General features: G+C 65.7%; 30 protein-coding genes and 1 tRNA gene. 10 read left to right on the forward strand and 21 right to left on the reverse strand.

From position 1 onward, the window contains the following. Window positions 1–55: 55 nt before the first annotated feature. A complete protein-coding gene (locus ACFZ8E_RS11930; RefSeq protein WP_405042841.1) occupies window positions 56–388 on the reverse strand; it encodes a hypothetical protein in 333 nt (110 codons plus the stop codon). A gap of 318 nt (window positions 389–706) precedes the next feature. On the opposite strand from ACFZ8E_RS11930, the gene ACFZ8E_RS11935 reads away from it, so the two are divergent. Beyond that, entirely contained in the window at window positions 707–958 is a 252-nt protein-coding gene (locus ACFZ8E_RS11935) for a DUF6894 family protein (protein ID WP_279603815.1), read from the forward strand. 40 nt (window positions 959–998) lie between these two features. Here ACFZ8E_RS11935 and ACFZ8E_RS11940 read toward each other — a convergent pair whose 3' ends face one another. The 7 genes from ACFZ8E_RS11940 to ACFZ8E_RS11970 form a co-directional block, all read right to left on the reverse strand. Further along, window positions 999–1,553, reverse strand: coding sequence for a PAS domain-containing protein (locus tag ACFZ8E_RS11940; RefSeq protein WP_405042842.1), 555 nt, complete (start codon window positions 1,551–1,553; stop codon window positions 999–1,001). Window positions 1,554–2,943: 1,390 nt separating this feature from the next. Continuing rightward, window positions 2,944–3,186, reverse strand: coding sequence for a hypothetical protein (locus ACFZ8E_RS11945; protein ID WP_405042843.1), 243 nt, complete (start codon window positions 3,184–3,186; stop codon window positions 2,944–2,946). A gap of 1,047 nt (window positions 3,187–4,233) precedes the next feature. Then, window positions 4,234–5,584 (reverse strand): IS3-like element ISMex16 family transposase gene (locus ACFZ8E_RS11950; RefSeq protein ID WP_405041759.1). Its coding sequence is split into 2 segments (ribosomal slippage): window positions 4,234–5,248 and window positions 5,247–5,584, totalling 1,353 coding nucleotides; the frame shifts between segments, so codons are not numbered across the junction. 133 nt (window positions 5,585–5,717) lie between these two features. Continuing rightward, a protein-coding gene (locus ACFZ8E_RS11955; protein ID WP_405042273.1) for an IS3 family transposase occupies window positions 5,718–6,859 on the reverse strand; the annotation gives its coding sequence in 2 pieces (ribosomal slippage) (window positions 5,718–6,592 and window positions 6,592–6,859; 1,143 coding nt in all). A 114-nt stretch (window positions 6,860–6,973) separates the two neighbouring features. Then, window positions 6,974–7,348 carry a PAS domain-containing protein gene (locus tag ACFZ8E_RS11960; protein ID WP_405042844.1) on the reverse strand — a complete coding sequence of 125 codons (375 nt, stop codon included), beginning with the start codon at window positions 7,346–7,348 and terminating at the stop codon, window positions 6,974–6,976. Between the two features lie 456 nt (window positions 7,349–7,804). Next, window positions 7,805–8,212 carry a response regulator gene (locus ACFZ8E_RS11965; RefSeq protein WP_243937694.1) on the reverse strand — a complete coding sequence of 136 codons (408 nt, stop codon included), beginning with the start codon at window positions 8,210–8,212 and terminating at the stop codon, window positions 7,805–7,807. A gap of 331 nt (window positions 8,213–8,543) precedes the next feature. Then, entirely contained in the window at window positions 8,544–8,972 is a 429-nt protein-coding gene (locus tag ACFZ8E_RS11970) for a MucR family transcriptional regulator (protein WP_243937693.1), read from the reverse strand. Between the two features lie 111 nt (window positions 8,973–9,083). Here ACFZ8E_RS11970 and ctrA point away from each other — a divergent pair, with 111 nt between their 5' ends. Then, window positions 9,084–9,785: a response regulator transcription factor CtrA gene (ctrA, locus tag ACFZ8E_RS11975; RefSeq protein WP_405042845.1), complete on the forward strand. Its 702-nt coding sequence runs from the start codon at window positions 9,084–9,086 to the stop codon at window positions 9,783–9,785. 104 nt (window positions 9,786–9,889) lie between these two features. Here ctrA and ACFZ8E_RS11980 read toward each other — a convergent pair whose 3' ends face one another. Further along, the gene (locus tag ACFZ8E_RS11980; RefSeq protein WP_243946736.1) at window positions 9,890–10,138 is read right to left on the reverse strand and encodes a hypothetical protein; all 249 of its coding nucleotides are present in this window, start codon (window positions 10,136–10,138) and stop codon (window positions 9,890–9,892) included. Window positions 10,139–10,323: 185 nt separating this feature from the next. Between ACFZ8E_RS11980 and ACFZ8E_RS11985 the strand changes: the two genes are divergently transcribed. After that, entirely contained in the window at window positions 10,324–10,527 is a 204-nt protein-coding gene (locus ACFZ8E_RS11985; RefSeq protein WP_243937690.1) for a hypothetical protein, read from the forward strand. On the opposite strand, the gene ACFZ8E_RS11990 is transcribed toward ACFZ8E_RS11985, so the two are convergent. From ACFZ8E_RS11990 to ACFZ8E_RS12010, 5 genes are all read right to left on the reverse strand, one after another. Beyond that, window positions 10,497–11,033 (reverse strand): hypothetical protein, encoded by a 537-nt coding sequence (locus tag ACFZ8E_RS11990; protein WP_243946734.1) that lies wholly within the window; start codon window positions 11,031–11,033, stop codon window positions 10,497–10,499. The two genes, ACFZ8E_RS11985 and ACFZ8E_RS11990, sit on opposite strands and share 31 nt — an antisense overlap. Continuing rightward, entirely contained in the window at window positions 11,030–11,371 is a 342-nt protein-coding gene (locus ACFZ8E_RS11995) for a hypothetical protein (RefSeq protein WP_243946732.1), read from the reverse strand. The genes ACFZ8E_RS11990 and ACFZ8E_RS11995 overlap by 4 nt, the downstream gene beginning before the upstream one ends. Continuing rightward, a complete protein-coding gene (locus ACFZ8E_RS12000; RefSeq protein ID WP_243937684.1) occupies window positions 11,368–11,796 on the reverse strand; it encodes a DUF5681 domain-containing protein in 429 nt (142 codons plus the stop codon). The genes ACFZ8E_RS11995 and ACFZ8E_RS12000 overlap by 4 nt, the downstream gene beginning before the upstream one ends. Before the next feature lie 79 nt (window positions 11,797–11,875). After that, complete coding sequence (locus ACFZ8E_RS12005; RefSeq protein ID WP_243937682.1) at window positions 11,876–12,133, reverse strand: hypothetical protein; 258 nt, start codon at window positions 12,131–12,133, stop codon at window positions 11,876–11,878. After that, a complete protein-coding gene (locus tag ACFZ8E_RS12010) occupies window positions 12,133–12,339 on the reverse strand; it encodes a hypothetical protein (RefSeq protein ID WP_243937681.1) in 207 nt (68 codons plus the stop codon). The genes ACFZ8E_RS12005 and ACFZ8E_RS12010 overlap by 1 nt, the downstream gene beginning before the upstream one ends. Before the next feature lie 143 nt (window positions 12,340–12,482). On the opposite strand from ACFZ8E_RS12010, the gene ACFZ8E_RS12015 reads away from it, so the two are divergent. Both ACFZ8E_RS12015 and ACFZ8E_RS12020 read left to right on the forward strand, forming a co-directional pair. Further along, window positions 12,483–12,749 (forward strand): hypothetical protein, encoded by a 267-nt coding sequence (locus tag ACFZ8E_RS12015; RefSeq protein ID WP_243937680.1) that lies wholly within the window; start codon window positions 12,483–12,485, stop codon window positions 12,747–12,749. 330 nt (window positions 12,750–13,079) lie between these two features. After that, the gene (locus ACFZ8E_RS12020) at window positions 13,080–13,430 is read left to right on the forward strand and encodes a hypothetical protein (protein WP_243937679.1); all 351 of its coding nucleotides are present in this window, start codon (window positions 13,080–13,082) and stop codon (window positions 13,428–13,430) included. A 19-nt stretch (window positions 13,431–13,449) separates the two neighbouring features. On the opposite strand, the gene ACFZ8E_RS12025 is transcribed toward ACFZ8E_RS12020, so the two are convergent. The 3 genes from ACFZ8E_RS12025 to ACFZ8E_RS12035 form a co-directional block, all read right to left on the reverse strand. Next, the gene (locus ACFZ8E_RS12025; protein WP_243937678.1) at window positions 13,450–13,953 is read right to left on the reverse strand and encodes a hypothetical protein; all 504 of its coding nucleotides are present in this window, start codon (window positions 13,951–13,953) and stop codon (window positions 13,450–13,452) included. A gap of 382 nt (window positions 13,954–14,335) precedes the next feature. Further along, window positions 14,336–15,142 carry a phosphoadenosine phosphosulfate reductase family protein gene (locus ACFZ8E_RS12030; protein ID WP_405042846.1) on the reverse strand — a complete coding sequence of 269 codons (807 nt, stop codon included), beginning with the start codon at window positions 15,140–15,142 and terminating at the stop codon, window positions 14,336–14,338. Beyond that, complete coding sequence (locus ACFZ8E_RS12035) at window positions 15,139–15,468, reverse strand: hypothetical protein (protein WP_243937724.1); 330 nt, start codon at window positions 15,466–15,468, stop codon at window positions 15,139–15,141. The genes ACFZ8E_RS12030 and ACFZ8E_RS12035 overlap by 4 nt, the downstream gene beginning before the upstream one ends. Between ACFZ8E_RS12035 and ACFZ8E_RS12040 the strand changes: the two genes are divergently transcribed. Both ACFZ8E_RS12040 and ACFZ8E_RS12045 read left to right on the forward strand, forming a co-directional pair. Continuing rightward, the gene (locus ACFZ8E_RS12040) at window positions 15,349–15,636 is read left to right on the forward strand and encodes a GCG_CRPN prefix-to-repeats domain-containing protein (protein WP_243937723.1); all 288 of its coding nucleotides are present in this window, start codon (window positions 15,349–15,351) and stop codon (window positions 15,634–15,636) included. The two genes, ACFZ8E_RS12035 and ACFZ8E_RS12040, sit on opposite strands and share 120 nt — an antisense overlap. A 698-nt stretch (window positions 15,637–16,334) precedes the next feature. Then, on the forward strand, window positions 16,335–16,724 hold the full coding sequence (locus ACFZ8E_RS12045) for a tyrosine-type recombinase/integrase (protein WP_243946726.1): 390 nt from the start codon (window positions 16,335–16,337) through the stop codon (window positions 16,722–16,724). A gap of 30 nt (window positions 16,725–16,754) precedes the next feature. Here ACFZ8E_RS12045 and ACFZ8E_RS12050 read toward each other — a convergent pair. Both ACFZ8E_RS12050 and ACFZ8E_RS12055 read right to left on the reverse strand, forming a co-directional pair. After that, window positions 16,755–16,830: transfer RNA gene (locus ACFZ8E_RS12050), tRNA-Ile, on the reverse strand. A 269-nt stretch (window positions 16,831–17,099) separates the two neighbouring features. Beyond that, a complete protein-coding gene (locus ACFZ8E_RS12055; protein ID WP_147727823.1) occupies window positions 17,100–18,569 on the reverse strand; it encodes an MDR family MFS transporter in 1,470 nt (489 codons plus the stop codon). A 122-nt stretch (window positions 18,570–18,691) separates the two neighbouring features. On the opposite strand from ACFZ8E_RS12055, the gene ACFZ8E_RS12060 reads away from it, so the two are divergent. The 3 genes from ACFZ8E_RS12060 to ACFZ8E_RS12070 all read left to right on the forward strand — a co-directional run bounded on the left by ACFZ8E_RS12060 (window position 18,692) and on the right by ACFZ8E_RS12070 (window position 21,392). Further along, window positions 18,692–18,850: a hypothetical protein gene (locus ACFZ8E_RS12060; RefSeq protein ID WP_187275542.1), complete on the forward strand. Its 159-nt coding sequence runs from the start codon at window positions 18,692–18,694 to the stop codon at window positions 18,848–18,850. Window positions 18,851–19,222: 372 nt separating this feature from the next. After that, window positions 19,223–20,842, forward strand: a complete 1,620-nt coding sequence (locus tag ACFZ8E_RS12065) for a methyl-accepting chemotaxis protein (protein WP_405042847.1) — start codon at window positions 19,223–19,225, stop codon at window positions 20,840–20,842. Between the two features lie 247 nt (window positions 20,843–21,089). Beyond that, window positions 21,090–21,392 (forward strand): hypothetical protein, encoded by a 303-nt coding sequence (locus tag ACFZ8E_RS12070; protein ID WP_243948519.1) that lies wholly within the window; start codon window positions 21,090–21,092, stop codon window positions 21,390–21,392. Window positions 21,393–21,410: 18 nt separating this feature from the next. Here the strand turns inward: ACFZ8E_RS12070 and ACFZ8E_RS12075 are convergent, their stop codons facing one another. After that, window positions 21,411–21,794 carry a RidA family protein gene (locus ACFZ8E_RS12075; RefSeq protein WP_243948518.1) on the reverse strand — a complete coding sequence of 128 codons (384 nt, stop codon included), beginning with the start codon at window positions 21,792–21,794 and terminating at the stop codon, window positions 21,411–21,413. Then, entirely contained in the window at window positions 21,791–22,996 is a 1,206-nt protein-coding gene (locus ACFZ8E_RS12080; protein ID WP_147729234.1) for a lytic murein transglycosylase, read from the reverse strand. Before ACFZ8E_RS12080 ends, ACFZ8E_RS12075 begins: the two co-directional genes overlap by 4 nt. Window positions 22,997–23,015 lie beyond the last annotated feature (19 nt).

A 23,015-nucleotide genomic window follows, 5' to 3' on the forward strand; every position in this document is an offset into this window, starting at 1 on the left:
CCTGCTGCTGCTTACGGCGGAAGTGTTGGCGCGGCTGGCATGAGCGGGGCAAACCTCAATCCGGCTTCTCGCGCTTTGCAATGACCCGGCAGGCCTGACGCAGGGTGACCTCATGGTCCGGGTAGAGCGTCGCCACGGCATCGAGCACGAGGTGGCCGAGCTCGATGCTCCACACCGTCGCCAAGTGCCACTGAATCGAGCCCGACGTCGTCCAGGCCTCGACGTTCAGGCCGCGCTGGATCGGCGTCGGCACGATCTGTTGTTTCGAGGGCGGTAGGATGAGCCGGGCCTGACACGCGCTTTCGTATCTGCGCGCGGGCGGCGCCCCGGGGCGGCGCTGATGCCGGCACGAGCCCGACAGGTGCCGGAGCGCATCGAGCTGCTGCACCGTAGGTCCGAACCGAGCCACAAGGCCGTCTGTCGCGTAGACGCCCCTTCGGCGGCACGACAGGCACTCCACCACGACGCGATCGCCTGCGATGTCTCCGAGGGTGTCCACCTACGCTCTGGCTCCGCGGCCACGAACGGCGCGGCGAGATAGCGACCGGATCTCCACAGTCGCTTCGAGGGGCGGGGGGGGCATCGCGGGTCCAGGTCCGGCAAGAACGGATCAGGAACAAACAGCATGCGTTATGACGGTTCAACCATGGCGACGATGGCCACGCGCGCAGCGGTGAGATGGCGTGGAGGGCGGGGTAGAAGGCCAATGCCGACACCGCTTTACCGCTTCCACTGCACAGACGGGCACGAGTTCGTGGCCGACCTCCAGGGCAAGCGGCTGCCGACGTGGGCGCTGATGCGCGCGCACGCGGAGCGCGTCGCGCTGGACCTGATGCTCGGCGCAACGCCGCGCGATTGGTCGTCCTGGACGGTGGAGATCTACGAGGCGTCGGGTCGCCACGTGCTTTCGAAGCCGTTCGCCGACGTGCTCGTCAATCGGCAGGCACGGCAAGGTTGAACGATTTCTGGAGGGCTTGCAGCAGATATGCCTGCCCGGGTCAGTGAAAACGACCACTCTGATCGGCCTCAGATATGTTCCGAGCCAGAAGCCTGCCTGCCGTCATCAGGGCCTGCCGCAGCACCGGCAGCATTTCCCTGGCGTGGTCCTGCTCGATGAGCCCATGTGCCATCAGCAAATGGTCAGCGACGAGTTCCAACACAGACCTTGGATTCGTAGCCGGATGCCCCGGAGGCGGGACGAAGCGCGCGAGCGTTCCGTAGGCGGTGAAGGGTTCAGAGCCACTTGAAGCGATTTCGGTTAGCGACCCCAAATACCCGAGGAAGGTGCGTCCTGGGGGGCCGAATGACGGTATCGCTCCGCCGACGACCCAGGCGTAACTCCCGTCGGCCCGACGGAGCCGGTGGCGAAACGTGTACTCCATCTGCTCAGCATGGACGCTGCTGAGGAAGCTGATCGCGATCTCCCGATCCTCCGGGTGAACAGAATTCAACCAGCCATGACTCGCACCTGAAGCTTCGTCTCTCCCTGTGAACGCGCACCATTCTGGGCTGACGTAGGTCACCTCCCCCTCAGCGTTCGTGACGAAAATCATACCGTTCCCCCAGCTTCAAGGCGTTTGGGGCGCTAACGCGCATTAATGACACTAGGGCAGGCGCCACATACTCAAAACCATACTAGTGCAAATGGACTAATGTGCCGGCTAAAAAATGTGATATGAGAGAGAACAATCTTCTTCGTCGGGGTATTTGTCTCGTAATGACAAGCTCCTGCGAAACGCATCGGGCGATGCTGGACAATCTAGCTCGAGCCCTCGGCATTCCCTCCGAGCGATTTTTTGCCTGCGAATCGTTCGTAGATGGAGCCCTTACCGCTAAAGAATGCTTGAGCCTTTAGTCGAAGATCAAGACAATAGAGGGTCGCAAGCAAGCTCTGCAGGCGCTGTGCGTAATCGCGGAAACCTCCTGGCTCGATGAGGCCTAGGCGCCGCATTGCGCCGGTGCGCCCGCGCCCCTCCCCGCCGGCCCACATCCGGCGAGAGCACTTGTTTAGCTTCACAAATGATAGAGGTTGCGTAGCACTCGCGGCCACTAAGTAATCTTTTATCATATGTTTAGCCGGCGATCGTGCAAATCAGGCGATTTCGAGGATATGGAGACGAATATCCTCTGGAACGGTTTGCCGCGTATCGGGCTTTATAGGAAAATCGCCCATCGTTTTTTTTGGGTGTGAACAGGAAACCATGCGCGTCGTGAAAGATTTCTGCCGTTCATGCGGCATCGAAATAGTAATTTATGTTGGCACAGAATGCATGATCACACAGGCCGCCCATAAGGACCGGCAAGAGCATTGTAACTGCAAATCGGACGAGAGGTGCCCGATGGTCACCTTATCAATGGTAGCTCATGGGTGCGAACCGATGCCGCTGAAAGGGGCACGCTTTAAGGCCTCGGATCAGGTTCAGCCTCGAGTCGATGGCAACAGCCCGAAGCCGGGCTACGCTGTGGGATCCGCGTCGACTACCGCAGGGCGCTGATGATCAACGCGCGCCGCGTCGAGGCGATCGGCGAAACCTGGATCCGGTACGGGAATTAGACCTTCCGGCGGGACCGCCCGGGGCGGCCTTTTGGGGCGCCGGTACGGGAGGCCGGCCGGTAGGGTGCAGGCACGAAAAAGCCCGCCGCGACAGCTGCCGGTCGGGCTCAAGTGATGTCGGGGCCAGAGGAACCTCTTGGAAAGCCGGGGCGTAACGCGAGCTAGTTAACGGAGAACGAAAGAGCCCCGCGCGGCGGATGCCGGCGGGGCTAAGTGCGACTCGGGTAGGAATGAGCGTGAAACGGAAGTGCCCCACGCCGTGGCCGTAAGCGATCCATGTGCCAGCAGTACTGGAGCGAAGGCCGTGGGTACGGAAAAATCCCCGGCGGCAGCTGCCGGGCGATCTGGGGATAATGCAGGGGGGAGGGGGGGGGTTCAGAGCCTGGAAGTTAGAGTCCCTTCTTCATCCCAATGGTCCGGCCACCACCGCGACGCATCATGCGGTGGCGCATCATCGGCCGGCGCATCATACGACGATGCATCATCCGGCGCTCCATGCGGACATTCGTCACCAGCTCGGCGGGTGCGGCCACAGCGGCGGACGGGCCCATGGGTGCAGCGGAGGCGGACGTGGAGAGCGACGCTGCGCCGAGCGCGGCGAACAGGGCGGCGGCAATGATGGATGAGCGCAAGATGGTTCTCCTCGCATGCCGCCAGAAGCGACAGCCTTCTCCCGTCGGTCGACCGGAGAATGGGAGAACCAAGCTCAAGCTTGTTTCGATCCGTTCGATCGTGGACCCGTAAGCGCGTGGAATGCGCAGCCGGGCACCTCGGATAGCCATCCCCGCTTAGACAGCGTTTTAGTGAGTGCGCGCTGCGGGCCCATTGGCAGCGATCCAGTCGGGCGAGAGGACGTGGCCTTCCTCCGTCACGATCCATGGTAGCGCTCTCGGATCGCGAAGCGCAGCAACTGCAACCGTCAGGGCTTCGCGGAGCGTTCGAAACTCATGTCCCTCCTGCCTACGGGGAGACATACCCCGCGGCCAGATCGTCAGATCGGCGGGCTTGTCCAGGTCGCTGAGCGTCATGCGAACAGTCTGCTTCGATGGGAGGGACACGCCTCGATACCGGAGCCCTATGGCTTCGGTTGGAAGATCGTGTTTCGGGTTTGTGACCGTGTTGGATGGGGGGAGCCCTAAGCCCGTGCGCCTAACCCGGTGCGACCCACCCAGGCTGATCCCCTTCGACGACACCGAACGCGTGCCGAACGATGTCGGAGCGCAGGGTTTGCGTGACAGGTCATGCAGCGCATCCCCGACGAGACCGGGCGCTCCTTGTAGAGCGCGCCTTTCGCAGGTTGTGGCGATGCGGATGCCGAGTTCATGGGTGTGGCTTCGCCCGTAGAGGTAGACCGCCAGCCGTGCGCGGGTGGCCTCGGGAATACCTTCCAACAGGCTGGGCAGCGTCTCGGCTTCAGCGCCCATGAGCCGCCCCAGCACCTCTATGGCGACCGGGCAGTCTGCAGCAGGATCATCGACGCTGATCGGGTACGCTCGGTTCACGACGGCACCTGTTGGCTGGACGCGAGCACGGTGGCGGCAGGTGGTTAATGATTGGTGTCGCGGATCAGTAATGCCGCTCGGCCCGCGTCAGTGATCGCCCACTTGTCCGTCGTCAGATGATTTGGGACATTCAGCGGTGTTCAGGAGCGGAGGCTCTGGTTCATCTGGGGTAAGAGGTTAGGCAGCCTGCGCGTGGTGGCGCAAGCGGCGATCCATCAGGGTCTGGCGCTTGATGCGTTCCCGCTCGGCCAGGATCCCTTCGCCGCGTCCGAAGTAGACGTCGGCGGGCGTGAGGTTGCTCAGGCTCTCATGGGCTCGGGCATGGTTGTAGTGTTCGACGAAGTCGGCAACCTGCGTCTCCAACTCGCCGGGCAAGTACGCGTGTTCGAGCAGGATGCGGTTCTTGAGTGTCTGATGCCAACGCTCGATCTTGCCCTGCGTTTGCGGATGGCATGGCGCACCGCGGATGTGGGTCATGCCCCGAATGCCGAGCCAGTCAGCCAGGTCGCTGGCGACGTAGCTTGGACCGTTGTCGGAGAGCAGGCGTGGCCGCGGCATCACCCGCGCCTGATCGAGCCCAGCCGCACCCAGCGCCAGGTCGAGCGTGGCGGTGACGTCGCTGGCCTGCATCGTCGTGCACAGCTTCCAGGCGACGATGTAGCGTGAGAAGTCGTCCAGGACCGTCGACAGGTAGTACCAGCCCCAGCCAACGACCTTCAAGTAGGTGAAGTCCGTCTGCCAAAGCTGGTTGGGCGCGGTGGTTTTATCGCGGAACTCGTCGGCGGCCTTGATGACGATATAGGCCGGGCTGGTGATCAGGTTCTGAGACTTGAGCAACCGGTAGACGGTCGCTTCCGAGACGAAGTAGCGCCGCTCGTCGGTGAAGCGCACCGCCAGCTCACGCGGACTGAGTTCAGGCTGCTCCAGAGCCAAGGCAACGATCTGCTCGCGGATCTCTGCAGGTAGACGGTTCCAGACCCGGCTCGGCTGCGAAGGATGGTCATTCAACGCCTCGGGGCCGCCGCGCTGGTAGGCGTCGTACCAGCGGTAGAACGTCGAGCGCGTGATGCCGAGCTTGTCCAGGGTGGCACGCACCGGCAGGTGGGATTGCTCGACCAGCCGGATGATCTCCAGCTTCTCGGGGGCCGGGTACCTCATGCCTCGTCGCCCCCAGCCCCGCTCATGCTTTTTTAAGCAAACGGTTCTCCAGGACGAGATCAGCTACGACCTCCTTCAGCGCCCCCGCTTCGCGACGGAGATCCCGCACCTCATCCGTGGTGGCCGCACGAGACGTGTCACCGGACAGGCGCTTCTTGCCAGCCTCCAGGAACTCCTTGGACCAGCCGTAGTACATCGAGGCGGCAATCCCCTCACGTCGGCACAACTCCGCGATGCTGTCCTCGCCACGCAAGCCTTCCAGCACCACACGGATCTTCTCCTCGGACGAGAACTGCCGACGTGTGGCCCGACGGATGTCCTTGATCACCGCTTCTGCCGGCTTCTTGGCCGGTCCGGATGTCTGCTTCATCTTCGCTCCTCAGGGGCTACGATGAACCAGCCATCCTCCGTTCGTGAAGACCCTCATTCTGTCCCACAGGTGCTGACGTCGGACACGCCCACTCTTGACCTGACCGGTATTTTGGACCGAGCCAATTGAGAGGCTACTGCATGGTGGCGGCCATGGGTAGCCGGAAGGCCAGACCCGGGTAGCTGACGGGCGCGGGCGGCCGATAGCCCAGCGACGAATGCGGTCGAACGCGGTTGTAGGTGGTTTGCCAGAGACCGATCACGATCTGCGCCTCCTTCAGCGAGTAGAAGATCTCCTGGCGTAGGCACTCGTCGCGCAGCTTGCCGTTAAAGCTCTCGCAGTAGCCATTCTCCCACGGGGATCCTGGCGCGATGTACTGGATCTGTGAGCCAGCTTTGGCGACCCATTTGCGCAACGCCTTGGAGATCATCTCTGGGCCATTGTCGCAGCGAATGTGCTCCGGGATGCCGTGCAGGCACATCGCGTCGGCCAGCGCCTCGATCACGCCGACGCTGTTGATGCGCCGCGCCACCTTCAGCGCGAGGCAGGCACGGCTGTGCTCGTCAATCAGCGTTAGGATGCGCAGAGAGCGCCCATCGTGCGTCTGGGCTTGCACGAAGTCGAAGCTCCAGACGTGATTGCGATGAAGCGGTCGTAGCCGCACGCAGGAGCCGTCGTTCAGCCACAAGCGGCTGCGGGGTCTATGTCGGCTGGGGACCTTCAGCCCCTCGCGACGCCAGATGCGCTGAACCCGGTCTTTGCCTACCTGCCAGCCGGCTGCCTGTAGCAGCGCGGTGACTCGGCGGTAGCCGTAGCGTCCGTACTCGGACGCCAGGGCGATCATGGCCTGGGTCAGTGCATCCTCGTCGGCCAGCACGGTAGGCACGTAGCGTTGCGTGCCGCGGTGCTGACCGACGATCCGGCAGGCGTGACGTTCCGAGAGGCCGTACTTCTCGCGGATGCCGTTCACCGCCTGCCTGCGTCGCTCGGGGGCTACAAGTTTCCCGAGGCGACGTCCGCCAGCACCTGCTTCTCTAGAGAAAGGTCGGCGACGAGCCGGCGCAGACGAGCGTTCTCGCGCTCCAGATCCTTCATCTTCCTGGCTTGATCGACCTGAAGGCCGCCGTACTCCTTGCGCCAGCGGTAGTAACTCTGCTCGGAGATCTCCGCCTCCCTGCATGCAAGGGCCAAACTCTTGCCCTGGGCCGTCTGCACCTCAATCTGACGCAGCTTGAGCACGACCTGCTCCGCGTTCGTCTTCTGGCCTCGCCGCATGTCCAACTCCTTTGGTCCTGGCTGATCCTCTCAATCAGCCCGGTCCAAAGCCAGCCGGTCAGGCCAGCAGCGGCCATGCAGTAGCCTCTCAATCGGCTCGGTCCAAAATACCGGTCAGGTCAAGCGGATCGGTCGCCCAACGTCGTCCAGATGTGACCGCCCGCGATTGAGCAGCCACCGTACGGAGCCGTCGTCGGCAAGAATGCGGTATTCGGCCAGCACGAGACCGCCTGCCTTTGCAGCGCGCTTCATGTGCTCGGCCAGCCATTCCTGATCGGCTGGATGAACGGCGGCAGCTGCCGCCGCTCCGCTGATTTCGCGGTCAGCCAGATCCCGGTCTCCAGTCAGAAGCCAAGCCGCCCCGGCATCATAGACGACGATCCCGCGGACGTGGTCCCAATCCCATGTTCCGACGATGCACGAGGCGTCGAGTGCAGCCCGTAGGTGCTCTAAGTCCTCATGGAAGCCATCGATCGCGTTGACCCGCATTCTGCCCTCTCACGGCTGATACCGAGATACCGCTTTAGTCAAAAAACACCAGAACGGTTCCAGCGGAGGTCTGATGGCTTCTCCTTCACAAGTCAGATTGATGGACTTACCGTGCCGAGTTGGCGATGCCCTTCGTAGGGGCTCTTCAGGGGAAAGACCGGCTCACGCTCCGAGAGCGATACTGGGAGGGAACGTTATGCGCGATGGGCCTGACGATCCGGTGGGCGAAGTAGAGAGGGCACTGTCCCGTGTTGCGGGCGCGCTGGATTTGCCCGTCTCCACCTTCAGTGCAGTTCCTGGTTCGCATGCGGCCAAGCTCTTGGCAGAGCAAAAAGAAGCGTACCTGATCGCCATGGTCACAGCATATCTGCGCGCCGCCGACCCTAGGTCGCGAGCCCGCTTCACTGACGCGTTGAGGTCTGTTGTAGATACCATGCAATCCTAAAAGGTGTTTGGCTACAGCAGCACCGTCGCGGCTTCCTGGACCTGCGCGGCTGGCGTACCGCTACCAGACCAAACCTGCTTGATCGTCTCGCGCAGGGCTGCCGGCATGAACGGTTTGATGAGGCAGGCATTCACACCGGCCCGCCGCGCGGCGACGAAGCAGTGGGCCTGCTCCTTCGTCGTCATGATGACGAACGGCGTCTCGCGGAGCTGTGGATCGTCGCGCACCTGACGGAGCAGCTCGTAGCCGGTCATCGGATGCATGTTCCAATCCGCGATGACGAGGCCATAGCGGCGCTGGTTCAGCATCGCGAGCGCGGCAGCTCCATCGCCAGCCTCGTGTACCTCGGTCAGCCCGACCTGTTCGAGCGTCGCCCGCACCACGGCACGGATCAAAGGCACATCGTCCACGACGAGCACGGGAAGCGATCGTGGCGATGTCACATCAACCCCTACAGCGACCTCGGTTCGGCCCCGTCCCGATCCGCTCACGGGACGGGGGAACCCCGGATCTTACCAGCTAGGCCGATACGCAACTTGGCCCGAACGTGGGATGCGGCTCCTCGGTTAGAAGCACGTCACCGTGGCGAGTGCCGAGGTGTGCCGGAACGGGCCGCTGAGCGGCGTCAGGCCACTTTGGCGACCTTCTTGCGACCGCGGGCCTTCGGGGCTGCCTCTGAGGCTTCTACGGCCTTGGGCTTCTGACCACGGGCTTAGTTGCCAAGGAGATCGCTCCTCCCGTCTCAGGAGCCTAAGCGGCTGCCTTGCGCCGCAGCTGGCCGAGGCCGAGTGAACGTGCCAGCTCGGACCGCTTGGCGGAGTAGGCGGCCGATACGATGGGGTAGTCAGACGGCAGGCCGTACTTCGCACGGTAGCTCTCCGGTGTGAGCCCGCGAAGCGTGAGGTGGCGCTTCATCGTCTTGTAGGTCTTGCCATCCTCGAAGCTGACCATGCCGTCCGGGGTGACCGACTTGCGGATCTGGGCGGGGGTCGGCTTCTCGGGGATAGCAGCCTCAGCCTTGACTCCGTTGCCGAGACCATTGATGGCGGCATGCACGCTGGTGATCAGCGCCGGCAATTCACTGGCCGGGACATTGTTATTTGATACGAAAGCGGCGACGAGGTCGGCCGTCATCTCGAATTCGTCACGCCCTGAAACGAGCATCGCACCACCGGTCATATTATCACCCTTAAATACTTTTCGCTCCACATAACAACTTACCGAATTAGGCGTCAAGGTTCTGTTAGGGATCGCGCTTTAGGAGTTTTTTTAAATTTTAGGGGTTCGACGATGCGTGTTCTGCTGGTCGAGGATGATGCGTCGGTGGCGGAGAGCATTGAACTGATGCTCAAATCCGAGCGGTTCGTGACCTACACCACCGATCTCGGTGAGGAGGGGATCGATCTCGGTAAGCTCTACGACTACGACATCATCCTGCTCGACCTGAACCTGCCCGACATGTCTGGCTATGACGTGCTCAGGAAGCTCCGGGTCGCCAAGGTGAAGACCCCGATCCTGATCCTCTCAGGGATGGCCAGCATCGAGGACAAGGTGAAGGGCCTCGGCTTCGGCGCCGACGACTACCTCACCAAGCCGTTCCACAAGGACGAGCTCGTGGCCCGCATCCACGCGATCGTCCGCCGGTCACAGGGGCATGCCGAAGCGGTAATCACGATCGATGACCTGATCATCAACCTCGATCAGAAGATCGTCGAGATTGGCGGGAAGCGGGTTCCGCTGACCACCAAGGAGTACCAGATGCTGGAACTCCTCTCCCTGCGGGAGGGGACGACGATCACCAAAGAGATGTTCCTCAACCAACTCTACAACGGCATGGACGAGCCCGAACTGAAGATCATCGACGTGTTCATCTGCAAGCTTCGGAAGAAGCTTGCCAACGCCAGCGGGGGCAAGAACTACATCGAGACCATCTGGGGCCGCGGTTACGTCCTGCGGGAGAGCGCACACGAAATGCGGGCTATGGCGAGCTGAGGAGCTATGCTGCTGAAGGTACAAAGCTTAAGCGACGGCTCACTTGCTTCAAGGCGACCCTTCTTGCGACGTGTCCAAAAAAACGATCGCGCGAAGTTCGGTCTTTAGACGGTATTTCCCGCCTCAAGCTCGTTCTTGATCCCCTGCAGCGCTTCACGCTCGGCCTTGTACGCAGCCAGGGTCTGATCCGTCATATCGACCTCCTGCCCTCCAGGCTGCACCTCGCTTACCTTTCGGGTCTTGGCCTCCATCATCTCAACAGCTTGGCTGATGTCGGCGATGCGCTTCGTCGCGTAGGTGAGGAATGCTGCTTCAATGGCCATCGTGCTCTTTCGTACCGCGATGAGCGCCATATAGGGCAGCTGGGCTCCTACCGTCGGCAAATACCTCACTGCTCCGAGACGTGCCGCGCGCGCCACTCGCCCGCCGTCAGTTCCAGGCCGATGGCCAGCGTAGCATCTCTTACATCGAGCCAATCAATATGGCCGGGGTCCGGCCCCCGCCTTGGCTGCGGCGAGAGCGCATGGCATGGTCAAGCATGACCTACCGCATCGACTTCTACCGGGAAGGCGCCATCGTCAGCGTAGTGAAGGATCTAGAGGATCTCTCCGCTGCCAAACGGACTGCTGAGAAGGAAGTCGCTACCCGCGATGCCGAAATCGCCCTTGTGATCGATGTGGACGGCACTGGAACGGAGGTAGCCTCCATCCGTCAGGACACGATGGTCTGGGACGATGAATAAGCGCTGCTGCACTCCGTCTGACTAAGCCGCGCCTTCACAAACTCGGCCGGAACGCCGTAGGCGGTGAGGGCGCGGGCGAGGGTGCCGCTGTCGTCGGCCCCGGGCCAGTCAGGGTTCTGCGACTTCGCCGTCGCCCACTCGTCGAGGGCAGCGGTGGAGAGAATGTGCCCGCGCTCGGCGGGGTCCAGACATTCACCTGCTCCGTACCGTGTGCACAGGGCAGCGTCTGCCCGTTCGATCCGCTGGCTCCACTCCTCGGGGTTCGCTTCAGCCTGTGCCTCCATGTCGTCATGATCGGCATATCCGAGCGCCCGAGCGAAGCCGTCGCTGTAGGAGTCCTCCAGATGCAGCGGGCCTGACGCGCGCGGCCGAGGATAGCTGCCGAGCGCAATGGCGACGGCCCGGAGCCAGACCTGAGTCAACTCGCGGGATGCCAGTCCCTGGCCAGCGCGCCCTGCCTGTCCGGCTTCCAGGCGGTTCAGACGCTCGATCAGCTTCGGGGTCATTGCACGTTCCTCGGCCAGTCCAACTGGAAGGTGAAGGCGGCGCAGGTCTTCGGCCACAGGCCGGCTGCCCCAGCCTGCGCACGCGCCTCCTCCGTCAGGATGGCGGGCGACAGGTCCCGCGGCGGCTCGCCCTCGGCCATGCGGGACGCCCCGACGTTCATGACGAAGGCGTCGTCGCCGTCGTGGATGGCGTGGCGGCGAGCCTTCAGGAAGGCGATGATATCGCTGAGCGGCGTCCTGGAGGGAGCCTCGACCTGAAAGACGAGGTGCTTGCCGGCCGAAGGGGGGGCGGCCTCCGCCTCCAGGCGGGTCAGCCTGTCCATCACACGTGGTGTCATCGCTTTCCTCCAGATGTCTGTTCCAGGGCGGCGAGGCGTTCGGCGAACTCGTGCGCCTCGATGGCCTTCACATGCGCGTCGATTGCCTTGCCGACATCGGCCGCCTCGGATGGTGTGAGATCGCCGGAGGAGACCGCGTGGAGCAGCGCGCTCGTCGCCTTGGGGATGTCGGCGGTGCTCTTGATCGCGGGCAACTCGAACGTGACAGGGCGATCCCTCCGAGCCGGCATCAGCCGATCCATGCAGAGCCGCAGTGCCGGCCCGTCGCCGTCCAAGGCCATCTCGATCGCCTTGCGGGTCAGGGCCTCGCCCTCGCCCTCCAGGATGGCCTCCATCGCCAAGGACGTGCGGTTGCGGGAGCCCGTGGGCCGCCCGTTCGGGTTGCCGCTCTGTCCCTTCTCGAACTGCGTTATGTTCTCCGCCATGTCCTTCGATCCACGCTAAAGCTGATGCCTGCGGCCACTGTCATGCGCCTGATAGTACAGGAGAAATACAGGCGCGGGGCTATCCCTGACGGACCTCCGCCGTCCGGTCGCGCAACAGCAGATCGATCGGCTGACCATTCTCGGCGTCGGTGACGACCCGGATGATGTTCAAGTCCTCGTCCCGCACCTCGTGCCCGTTTGAACGCAGGAACGCGACGGCATCCTCAGGCGGCAATCCGGCAGGTCCCTCCATCAGAAACCGGTGGGTCTGATGAGGGATGGCCGGCGGCGTGGTCGCCACCTCCAGCTTGGCGAGGCGCTTGTGCAGGTCGTTCATCACGGTTCCTGGTGGGTTGGATCGGGTTTCTTCGTGAGGGCCAGCGCCGCGGCGCTCTCGGCGAAGGCGTAGAGGGCAGCGACGGCAGCCTGCTTGCACACGTCCGTCGCGCCAGGTGCGGTCTCCATCGTGATCGCAGCGGTGCGAGCGCCGTGGATGGCGGCGCGGAGGCCGGCGTTGTAGGCGGCTTGCTCGCGCGGGGTCATGCCTGTGCTCCAAGGTATTTTAATCCACGTCGGCGCGTGCGCGGCGTCACGTCGAGAATGAAATCGGCACCCCATCTTAGTTTCAAGCAGAAGGGAACAAGCCCGATCCAGGGATTGTCCTGCATAGGAGTTTGAATACGACCATGAAGACCCGTATCGCCGCCATCGCCACCGCCCTTGTTGTTGGCGTTGCCTCGATCTCGTCTGCAATGGCCTACGATCGGCCCGCCCGCCACACCGGGTTCTCGCCCTACGAGGTTGAGACGACGGGTTCGTTCAACGGTTACGACGCTGGCTTCCACCGTGACCCGGCAACTTGCCCGATGAGTTCGGCTGCCGAGGGCAACGCCAACCAGCAGCACTTCCCGGTGAAGCAGTACGGCCAGACCGCCGGCGGAAACCGCTGCTGATCGGCTGACAGGTTCACAGGCATGCAAATGAAGCTGTTCAACTACCTGATGATCGGAGCTTTCGCTTGCGGTCTCGTCGCAACGGCCGTGGGTACGGCGAGCGCTGTCGTCGGCTTCTGATCGCAGAGAGGCCAGGTCCGGTTTGAGGTTCGAGCGGCGGGGCGAGAGCCCCGCCGTTTTTGTGTGCGCGGTTGGCCGGACCTGGGTAGGGGCAAGGCTCTCCCATGGGGTCATCGGTAGGCCGTCCATGGCGCTCGCAGCCTCAGGCGTGTCAGTGTCCGGCTCTCGGGCGCAAACACGATCGCGACCGCCGAGAGGTAGAGGCGTTGAATGGCTGGAATTCTTGAGGAGACCGGCCTGCAGCCGTTGATCGCGACGGTGATGCGACCGTGGGTAAGCGCGGTCGAAACGGCCTCACCTGGCATGCATGGGATGATGGCGTCTGCCACGTCCAGCACGGCCGCGAGCTTGAAACGCCGCATCGTTGTCTCGCCAGCACTCGGCTCGGCGCTCGAAGTGGCTGTCGCAGCGTCCAACCTCTTTGCAGCAGCTCTCGACACAAAAAACGGCCGGGTGGCCGAGCAGCGCGCGGCAGCGCTCGCGGCCTTAGTGGTATTGATAGAGAACCTACGGTCAGCCGAGCCAAGTGAGGATACGCGGGGGCTCGGGCTGGGATGGTAGGCAGTCTGATTGTGAGAGGTCATGCTGCGGCATTCCCCCGATTGCGCCACGCCTCGACCGCCTGATGCGCCTGGATGACGACAGCTTCGATCCAGGCAGCGTCGGCATTCGTGACGGAGACATCCCCCTCGAAGCCTTTGAGGCGGTCCCGGTCTGTCTTGCTCAGGAAGCGACCGCCGAACGCCTTCGGCATCGTCCAATCGAGCATCCAGGTATAGCGCGCGACCCTGCTCCATGGCTCGATCGTCTGCGTGTCCCGGAGACGCATCCCTGTTCGGCGACATGGTGCGTTCGGCGCTTCGCTCCCGGGGTCAGGGCTGGTCGAGGAGCGCTGCGGGAACGAGGATGGCGCAAACCGGGCGGGCGCAATCTCGATCATCCTCGCGAGAGCATGCCAGTCGAGCCCCGCGGCGGCCAACGTCCGTCCCATCGCATGCGCCGCAGCCACCACCTCTCCATCATGCTCGCTTGCGAGCCGAGGCAGGATCTTGGCGAGCTTCGCAGCGATGTCGGCTGGGATCATGAGCGCCATCCAGGCAGGCCGGCCCATGCCGCAGCGATGATGGTTTCGCGACGCTCAGAACGGTCAGGAGCGGCGTCGGCGACCGCGCGCAGCAACGGCCTCCATCGTGTCACTGCCACCCGCCTCTGAGGCTTCTTCGCCCTTTCGACGAATGGCGGACTGAAAGGCTTTCCAGGCCGGACCATCCGCGGGTTGGCTCTCGACGGCCGCAACGACCGCGATCAGCGCTTCAATGATCGGAGCGATGGTCTCCTGCTGGGGCGGGGCTATCGTTGACGTCACCTCTGCCTCGCGGCTCGCAGCTGGCGGGGCGGCGACGTGACTGGTGGAGCGAGGGCGGATCATGGTGCTGATCTCGTTGGGTAAGTGATGGTGAGCAGGGTCATGATCGGATCTCCCTGGCTGCCCGGCCGGTACCGTTAAGAACGGCCAGCGCCTCGGTTGCCTTGGCGGCAGTGGCGGCGAGTGTGTAGCGGGCTGCGTTGCGAGCGGAGGCGGCATCCTCGGGATAGAGGCGATCGAGCAGGCGCAGCTTCTCGGCCGAGAGGTTCGCTGGGCAGCGAACGCACTCAATGCTCGTCGGGCACTCGGCGTGGTGCGGATGCAGGCGGATGCCCTGTTCTGCGACGAAGGTCCACACCTCCGCGTCGGTCCACGACCACAGGGGCATGGCGACCTCGATATGTGCAGGGAACGCGCTGGCGAGCCCGGCGACGGTGCCGCCCCCATCGGCGGTACGTTGACCGATGAGCAGAGGGCAGGGGCTGCGAACGCCCTCCATGAAGGTGACGGCCGGCTGCACGCGGTGGACGCCGCAACAGGATAACCAGGGCTGCACCTTCGGCTCGCGCCACCCGACCGTAGCAAGGTTCTCGACCGCAACCAGGTCGGCGGGGACGCCCCACTCCTGCCAGTTCTCGACCATGGGCCGATCCGGGCGCAGCTCGACCACCTCGAAGTCGGCGCGATGGCGCAGGACGTGATCGCGCATGAAGGGCGCGGCATCAGCGTTCACCCACAGCAACGTTGTCCGGTCCTGCCAGGGCCGGCAGAGGTGGGCGAGGGCGGCCGAGTCCTTGCCTCCCGAGAATAGGACGTAGGCGCGGTCGTAACGGTCGAAGAGGGCAGCGAGGGCCTGTTGAGCGACTTGGATGCCAGCGGCAAAGGCGGCCTGTTCGCAAGGGATCATGTCCTAATCTTCCGTGCTGCTAGGTCGGTGCCGTTGATGGCGTTGAGTACCTCGGTTGCCGTGGCTGAACGGATCGCTTGGCAGTGGGTCAGCATCGGTTCAGCGACTGAGGTGCAGCCTTCGAACTCGCCGGCTGGATGAGAGCGATGCCGGGCGCTAACGAGGTTCAGGTCATGACGCGCATGAAGGTGCTGGGAATTGCCGTTTTGATAGCCGCAGGGCTTGGTTCGGCGACTTCGGCGAATGCCGCTCCCTTCTTGTCCGGTCAGATCCGCAGTGATGCGGTAATCGAACTTGTGGCTGGCGGATGTGGCCCCGGCTTTCATCCAAATCCGTGGGGACGCTGCCGGCCGAACGACCGTGGATACGGCTACGGTGGTGGTCCTCGAGGGTACTATGAGGGGCGGCCAGCATACGGCTACGGCGGCGGGTATGGTCGTCGCGGTGGCGACTACGAGTACGGCGGTCCCCGCCGGTTCTACGGCGGCTATTAAGGCCATCAGGGCTGGCGGTCTTTCGGCTGCCAGCTCATAAACCTGTGGTTGAAGGCAGCATGCTGGCGCGGGGTCATGGCCGCGACTTTTGGGTGTTGCCAACGGTCTGAGGGGAAACGCCTGCCCGTCGAGTGATCTTGCGATCGGTGATGCTGTGACCGAATAGGTCCAGCACGTCGCGGCGTTTGTCGGCGTTGGTTCCGGATATCCAGATTGGACGGCGCCTCGGCGGTCGTCATACCTGCTGCGTGGGCGAGCACTTTCATAGGGCCAGCAGCAAACGGACCGGCGGCGCCCGGCGCGACCTAGAAGACCTTCGGGCGGCCATCGGGCATCACCAGACCGAAGGCTTGCATCGTGAGATCGTCAAAGTCCCGTTGCCAGAGAAAGGGGAGGGGAGAGACCGCTTCCTAACGAGAGAGGAGGCCGCCGGCCTGCTCTGGGTGTGCTGGCGCTACCGCGAGAAGCAAACCGTCCATCGGGGCGCGAACCTCGGCTAGGCAGTTCAGACCGACAAGCGCCCACTTCGGCACCTCGCGCGGTTTATCCTGCTCGGCCTCTATACCGGCACACCTGCCGGAGTGCTTGCTGCTGCTTCGTTCCACCGCGGTAAGGGCAGGGCCTATGTCGATCTCGATAAGGGGCTGTTTTACCGGCGAGCCGAGGGCAATCGCGTTACGAAGAAGAGGCAGCCCGTCGTGAAGCTGCCATCGCACCTCGTGGCGCACTTGCGCCGCTGGGCGGTGACGCCGCGCCGCGATGGAACGATGCCCGAGTTCGCGGTCGAGTGGAACGGCAAGCCCGTTGCGTCGGTCAAGACGGCCTTCGCATCGGCGGTCCGCCTTGCCGGCCTTGAGGAAGCTGCTTCACCGCATGTCCTCCGGCACACCGCGGCGACTTGGCTGATGCAGCGCGGCGTCAGCATCTGGGAGGCGTCCGGCTTCCTCGGCATGACGCCTGACGTGTTGATCAACGTCTACGGTCACCACCACCCGGACTTTCAATCCGGCGCCGCGGGAGCCTTCAAAAACAGGGGCAAAAAGAGCGTTCCGTTGGGCAAATCGTTGGGCGACCGCCCCGGGGCATAAAACAATGCCTGCTTAAGTCGCTGCGATGATTGGTGGGCCCGGCAGGACTCGAACCTGCAACCAGACCGTTATGAGCGGTCGGCTCTAACCATTGAGCTACAGGCCCAAGCCGTTATCCCAGCTTGCTTTTAGGCATCGGTACCGTCGCCGCTCAACGTGGGGCGGCAAGACGGCGACGGAAACCCTGCTCCTGCCTACCGCGAGCCGGTGCCGGCGACAAGCTGGGTGGGGGCTCGGACGACCGTGCCGTCGCTCCGATCGCGTCTCGGCTCGCATGGCGACCAGGATGCTAGCGTGCGGCACAGGACGGGCGATCGGATACGAAGAAAATGCCCGGACGCGAGGCTGCCGAGCACCGAGCGTAGCTGCCGAATGCTACTCCGCGACGGCCGGCGCCGCCTCCGCGATCGCCACGCGCGGCACGAGCAGGGATGCCGACAGCGTCAGCAGCGCGACGGCGAAGACCGTCCAGAAGGTGCCGTGCAGGGCGTGCTGCAGGCTGAGGCGGGCCGCCTCGCCGGCTGCGCCGAGACTCGCCGGGTCGTCGAGCAGGCGGCGCAGCTGGTCGGGATCCACCCCGGTCCCGCCGTCCGGATGGATCAGGCGATAGTTCAGCACGGCGCCGAGCGCGGTGGCGCCGAGCGTCGAGCCGAGGTTGCGCGCGAAGATGTTCGAGGCGGTGGCCGCCCCCCGCTGCCCCCAGGCGACGCTGTCTTGGATGATCACGATCGCCGCCGTCGACAGGAAGCCCATGCCGAGGCCCATCACGATCGACCCCGCCGCCGCCACGACCGGCGAGGTCTCCGGGCCCAAGGCCACGAAGGCCGTCGCGCCGATCGGCAGCAGGGCGGCGCCGAGCAGCAGGACCGGTCGCAGGCCGAAGCGGACGAAGCTGCGCGCCGCCGTCGTCGCGCCGATCGGCCAGCCGAGCACCATGAGGGTCAGGGTGAACCCGGCGACGAGCGGCGATTGCCGGAGCACGCCCTGCACGTACATCGGGAGAAAGGCGGTGAGCCCGATGATCGCCATGCCCGAGAGCAGCGTCGCGGCGTTGGCGGTGAGGATCGGGCGCTGCCCCCACAGCGAGAAATCCAGCATGGGGTCGGCGGCCCGCCGCTCCTGCAGCACGAACAGCGCGATCGCCGCCAGGAAGGTCAGGCCGGCGGCGACGGCGAGGGCCGGCGCGGCCGACGTCTCGGTCAGGGCGATCATCAGCGCCGCGATCGCCACCGTGAACAGGGCCGCCCCGATCACGTCGATCCGGCGCGGCTTGCGCTCCACCTCCTCGCGCAGGAACAGCAGGAACAGGACGGCCGCGAGGACGCCGACCGGCAGGTTGATCCAGAAGATCCACGGCCAGCTCAGATGCCCGACGATCAGCCCGCCCGCGAGCGGCCCGGCCACCGACGAGACGCCCCAGACGCTCGCGAGGTAGCCCTGGACCCGTCCGCGCTCGCGGGCCGCGTAGAGGTCGCCGACCACGGTCATGCTCACGGGCTGGATCGCGCCGGCCCCGACGCCCTGCACGAGCCGGAACAGGATCAGCGAAGGCATCGACCAGGCGATGCCGCACAGCAGCGAGCCGACGAGGAACACCGCGATGCCGAACAGCAGCACCGGGCGCCGGCCGTAGAGATCGGACAGCTTGCCGAACACCACGGTGGTCGCGGTCTGCGTCAGCAGGAAGGAGGCGAACACCCAGGCGTAGAGATGGAGGTCGCCGAGCTGGCCCGCGATCTGCGGCATCGCCGTCGAGACGATCGTCGCCTCGATCGCGATCATGAACATCGCCGCCATCACCGCGGCGAGGACCAGCGGGCGGCGCGTCGTCGGTGCGTTCAGCATGCGCCGGCTTTAGGGCTCCTGCGCCGCCGGCGCCAGAGGACGGCGATCTGCTGGCCCGCGCCCGCGCCGGCAAAACTTTCTCGATCGCGCGACGTAGGGGGTGGGCGGAAGGACATCCGCCCATGCTGGCCTCAAGCCTGATCTGCCTCGTCGTCGGGACCGGCCTGGTCGCGGCGTCCCTGCTGATGCCCGCCTATCGCCTGCGACTGGAGGTCATCGGCGCGGGGCTGTTCATCGTCGGCCTCTGCCTGCTCGGCGCAGAGCTTCCCCTGTTGCGTTGAGGCCGGTTCCCGATCGCGGGTCGTGTCCCGCCGCCCTGCGGCTCGGTCGTCATGCCCCTCGGGTGCGGGACGGGTTTCCCATCGCCGCCCGGGCGGCACCGTCTCCACGGCATCTCGGGGGCGTCCGCCCCAGCGCCACGCATTGGTCCGGGCGCCGCGATCCGCGCATGGCGGCCGGCGAGATCCGCCGCGCGGCCGGCTTCGAGAGGCACGCCGGAATCGGGCCGGATTTGATGAGCGGATGCACGATCCCTATCGGCGTCGTCGACCGATGAACCCCGCACGCACTTGATTCGAATGCCGACTCGGCCGACTGCGCCGGCAAGGGGACCGCAGGGCGCCGCCCACAGGTCTGCGCAGGAACGCTCGAACATGCCGAACACGTTTGGCCTCAACCGCACCCTCGGCGGCGCGATCGGCGCCATCGCGCTCGTGTCGGTCCTCGGCAGCGGCACGGTCCTGTTCACGCTGGACCGCCTGAACGAGGCGACCGAGGCCCGTCGCAAGGTGACGCTCGTGGCGCGCGGCCTCGACGCCTTTCGCGGCGCCATGCTCAACCAGGAAACCGGGCTGCGCGGGTACCTCATCACCGGGCGCGACAGCAGCCTCGAGCCCTATCGGGCCGGCCGCCCGGCGCTCGATGAGACCATCGATCGGCTTCGGGCGCTGACGAGCGGCGAGGCCGAGACGTCGCGCCTGCTGGCCGATGCCGTCGCCGCCGCCCGCACCTGGCAGGCCGAGATCGGCGAGCCGGCCGTGCGCATGGCCGCCGACCCGGCGCGACGGCCCGAGGCGGCGCGCGTCGAGGCCGAAGGCAATGGCAAGCAGCTGTTCGACACCCTGCGCGAAAAGCTCGCCGTCATCGAGACCAAGCAGGACGATGCCCGGAACGCGCTGAACGATCGCGTCGCGGAGGCGCAGCGGACCGCGTTCCTGACCCTGTGGGGCGCGGCCCTGATCACGCTCCTGATCTGCATCGGGATCGGGATCGCCATCAACCGCGTGATCGTCCGGCCGCTCGGGCGGGTGATGACCTTCGTCGAGCAGGTCGGTCAGGGCGACCTGTCCGGGACGCTCTGGGACGGCGGCCACAACGAGATCGGTCGCCTCGGGCGTACGCTGAACGGGATGGTCTCTGGGCTTGCGGACTTGGCCCGGACGAACCGTGCGGCGACGTCGGACCTGAACGCGGCGGCGGCCGAGATCCGCGCCTCGGCGCAGGAGCAGGCGGCCTCGGTGGAGGAGCAGTTCGCGGCGGTGCAGGAGACGGCGGCGACGGTGGACGAGATCACCCATTCGGGCGCGCAGATCACGAAGCGGGCCGGCGAGGTGATCGCCACCGCCCAGGCCACGGCCCAGACCTCGCGCCAGGGCCTGCGCGCGGTGGCCGACACGGCGCGGGCGATGGACGCGATCCGCGAGCAGGCGGAGGCGGTGGCCGGCAACATCGTGACGCTGTCGGAGAAGACCCAGACGATCGGCGACATCATCGAGACGGTCAACGACATCTCGGAGCGCACGCACCTGCTGGCGCTCAACGCCGCGATCGAGGCGGCGGCGGCCGGGGAGAGCGGGCGCAGCTTCGCGGTGGTGGCCTCGGAGATGAAGCTTCTGGCCGACCAGGCCAAGGCGGCCACCCTGCAGGTGCGCGGCATCCTTTCGGAGATCCAGCGCGGCATCAACACCTCGGTGATGCTGACGGAGGAGGCGGTCAAGCGGGCGGCCACCGGCAAGGCGCGCTCCGACACGACCCAGCGCACGATCGAGGAGATCACCGGGCGGGTGGAGGAGAACGTGCAGACCTTCCAGCAGATCGTGGCGTCGACCAACCAGCAGCAGCTCGGCATCGAGCAGGTGATGGGCGCCCTGCAGAACATCCGCCAGGCGAGCCAGCAGACCGCCGCCGGCACCCGCGAGGTCGAGGCGGCCTCGGCCAACCTCACCGAGCTCGCAGGAGCCCTCATGGCCCTCGCCGAACGCTACCGGCACTAGGCGTCGTCCGGCGCAGGCCCCGGTGGCCGGGCTGAGCCATCGGCTCGCCCCGACGCCATCTCGTCCCGCCGTCGCCGCCGGGGGTCATCGGGGTCTGCTCGAATCCCGGGCGACGGGCCCTGCCGCGTCGACGACCGGTGGCGGAGAGAAGGTCGGCGCTTTCGTCGCCCCCGGCCCTCGGGAACCTCGCGTCGCCGCGACCGGTTTTTCGCCTGGATCCGGCATGCAGCGAGATCGGGAGGCGACGATGGCAGTCAAGACGACGACGCGGAAGACGGTTCGGGCCGTGCTGGCGGCAGGCCTCATTCTCGGCTCGACCGGCGCCGTGCTCGCGCGCGGCGGCGGTGGAGGCGGTGGCAGCGACAGCGGCAGCGGCCTCTCGCCCTACGCGGCACTGAACGGCAACGACCGCTCGGCCGGCGTCAACAACGGCAACTACCGCGATCCGCGGCTCGATCCCTATCTCGGGGCGTACGGCGACGGCTATGGCCGTCCCGTTCAGGACCGCTACCGCCCGGTCCGCCGGCCGTATTACGGGACGCCCTACTGATCGGGCGGCGCAACCGTCTCACCCTAAGGTCGCCGTGACCTCGATCTCGAGCTTCATCTCGGGGCGCAGCAGGCCGGCGACGACGAGGAGCGTCGCGGCCGGCCGGACCTGGGCCAGCACGCGCCCGCAGACCGCGAGCACCGTCTCGGCATCCGCCCGATCGGTGACGTAGTAGGTCGCCCGCACGATGCGCTCCAGGCCGGATCCGGCCTCGGCGAGCACCGATGCGATGGTGCGCCAGCACGCCTCGGCCTGCGCCGCGGCCTCCTCCGGCATCGTCATCGTCGCGTCATCGTAGCCGGTGGTGCCGGCGACGAACACGAAGCCGCCCGTCACGACCGCGCGCGAATAGCCGTAGGCGGCCTCGAACGGCGAGCCCGAGCCGATCAGGCGCCGGCTCACCGGCGCAACGCTTCCAGCACCTTCGCGCCCGGACGGCCGGTCTGCGGCATGCCGAGGCTGCGCTCGATCTCCTTGATCGCGTCGCGGGTCTTGGCGCCGACCTTGCCGTCCGGCTCGCCGACGTCGTAGCCGCGCGCCGTCAGCCGGGCCTGGAGGTCGCGGCGCTCGGCCCGCGACAGCGGCGGGTCGTCGGTCGGCCACTCCGCCTGGATGCCGGGCCGGCCGCGCAGGCGGTCGGAGAGCACGGCGATTGCGAGCCCGTAGGATTCGGCGGCGTTGTAGGAGTAGATCGCGTCGAAGTTCCTGGTGACGAGGAAGGCGGGCCCCTCGATCCCGGCCGGGATCATGATGCCGACGGGACCCTCGGCCGAGAGCGGGCGCCCGTCGATGCGCTTGACGCCGAGCGCGGCCCAGTGGCCGACCGGCTTCTTGTTCTTCCGCCCCGCGGCACCGGCGTTGAAGCCGGCCGGCAGCTTGACCTCGTAGCCCCAGCCCTGGCCGTTCGACCACTTCGCGACGTGCAGGAAGTTCGCGGTCGAGCCGACGGCGTCGGGCACCGAGTCGACCACGTCGCGGCGGCCGTCGCCGTCGAGGTCGACGGCGAGGCGCTGGTAGGTCGTCGGCATGAACTGGGTCTGGCCGAAGGCGCCGGCCCAGGAGCCGGTGAGGCGGCCGGGCTCGATGTCGCCGCGGTCGATGATCTTCAGCGTCGCCATCAGCTCGCCGCGGAAGAAGTCGCGGCGGCGGTTACCGGAGCAGGCCAGCGTCGCCAGCGACTGCACCAGCGGCATCTTGCCGAGGTTCTTGCCGAAGTTCGATTCCACGCCCCAGACCGCGGCGATGGTGAAGCGGTCGACGCCGTAGCGGGCCTCTGCCTGCGCCAGGGCCTGCCCGTACTGGCGCATCGCCGCCTTGCCGTCGTCGACGCGCTCGTCGTCGACCAGGGCCGCCATGTAGTCCCAGATCGGCGTCTTGAACTCGGGCTGCGCCTGGGAGAGCTCGATCACCTTGTCGTCGAAGCTGATCCCGTCGGTGGCGCTGCGGAACGCCTGCGCCGACACGCCCTGCGCCGCCGCCTGCTGCTGCAGGCCGGCGAGGCAGGACTGGAAGTCGGCCCGCGCGCCGGTCGCCGTGAGGCAGGCGAGGGCGAGCCACGGCAGGATCGGCCTGCGGGAGGATCGCTGCCAGGAGTCTCGCCGCATCGTCGTCGCTCGCATGGTG

Source organism: Methylobacterium sp. HMF5984 (assembly GCF_045033435.1).
GTDB lineage: Bacteria > Pseudomonadota > Alphaproteobacteria > Rhizobiales > Beijerinckiaceae > Methylobacterium.

Coding starts and splice junctions, on each gene's coding strand:
- ACFZ8E_RS11935 (WP_279603815.1), top strand. CDS start 707: ATGCCGACACCGCTTTACCGCTTCCACTGCACAGACGGGCACGAGTTC.
- ACFZ8E_RS11940 (WP_405042842.1), bottom strand. CDS start 1,553: ATGATTTTCGTCACGAACGCTGAGGGGGAGGTGACCTACGTCAGCCCA.
- ACFZ8E_RS11960 (WP_405042844.1), bottom strand. CDS start 7,348: ATGCGGGTCAACGCGATCGATGGCTTCCATGAGGACTTAGAGCACCTA.
- ACFZ8E_RS11970 (WP_243937693.1), bottom strand. CDS start 8,972: ATGACCGGTGGTGCGATGCTCGTTTCAGGGCGTGACGAATTCGAGATG.
- ctrA (WP_405042845.1), top strand. CDS start 9,084: ATGCGTGTTCTGCTGGTCGAGGATGATGCGTCGGTGGCGGAGAGCATT.
- ACFZ8E_RS11980 (WP_243946736.1), bottom strand. CDS start 10,138: ATGGCGCTCATCGCGGTACGAAAGAGCACGATGGCCATTGAAGCAGCA.
- ACFZ8E_RS11985 (WP_243937690.1), top strand. CDS start 10,324: ATGACCTACCGCATCGACTTCTACCGGGAAGGCGCCATCGTCAGCGTA.
- ACFZ8E_RS11990 (WP_243946734.1), bottom strand. CDS start 11,033: ATGACCCCGAAGCTGATCGAGCGTCTGAACCGCCTGGAAGCCGGACAG.
- ACFZ8E_RS11995 (WP_243946732.1), bottom strand. CDS start 11,371: ATGACACCACGTGTGATGGACAGGCTGACCCGCCTGGAGGCGGAGGCC.
- ACFZ8E_RS12000 (WP_243937684.1), bottom strand. CDS start 11,796: ATGGCGGAGAACATAACGCAGTTCGAGAAGGGACAGAGCGGCAACCCG.
- ACFZ8E_RS12005 (WP_243937682.1), bottom strand. CDS start 12,133: ATGAACGACCTGCACAAGCGCCTCGCCAAGCTGGAGGTGGCGACCACG.
- ACFZ8E_RS12010 (WP_243937681.1), bottom strand. CDS start 12,339: ATGACCCCGCGCGAGCAAGCCGCCTACAACGCCGGCCTCCGCGCCGCC.
- ACFZ8E_RS12015 (WP_243937680.1), top strand. CDS start 12,483: ATGAAGACCCGTATCGCCGCCATCGCCACCGCCCTTGTTGTTGGCGTT.
- ACFZ8E_RS12020 (WP_243937679.1), top strand. CDS start 13,080: ATGGCTGGAATTCTTGAGGAGACCGGCCTGCAGCCGTTGATCGCGACG.
- ACFZ8E_RS12025 (WP_243937678.1), bottom strand. CDS start 13,953: ATGATCCCAGCCGACATCGCTGCGAAGCTCGCCAAGATCCTGCCTCGG.
- ACFZ8E_RS12030 (WP_405042846.1), bottom strand. CDS start 15,142: ATGATCCCTTGCGAACAGGCCGCCTTTGCCGCTGGCATCCAAGTCGCT.
- ACFZ8E_RS12035 (WP_243937724.1), bottom strand. CDS start 15,468: ATGAAAGCCGGGGCCACATCCGCCAGCCACAAGTTCGATTACCGCATC.
- ACFZ8E_RS12055 (WP_147727823.1), bottom strand. CDS start 18,569: ATGCTGAACGCACCGACGACGCGCCGCCCGCTGGTCCTCGCCGCGGTG.
- ACFZ8E_RS12060 (WP_187275542.1), top strand. CDS start 18,692: ATGCTGGCCTCAAGCCTGATCTGCCTCGTCGTCGGGACCGGCCTGGTC.
- ACFZ8E_RS12065 (WP_405042847.1), top strand. CDS start 19,223: ATGCCGAACACGTTTGGCCTCAACCGCACCCTCGGCGGCGCGATCGGC.
- ACFZ8E_RS12070 (WP_243948519.1), top strand. CDS start 21,090: ATGGCAGTCAAGACGACGACGCGGAAGACGGTTCGGGCCGTGCTGGCG.
- ACFZ8E_RS12080 (WP_147729234.1), bottom strand. CDS start 22,996: ATGCGGCGAGACTCCTGGCAGCGATCCTCCCGCAGGCCGATCCTGCCG.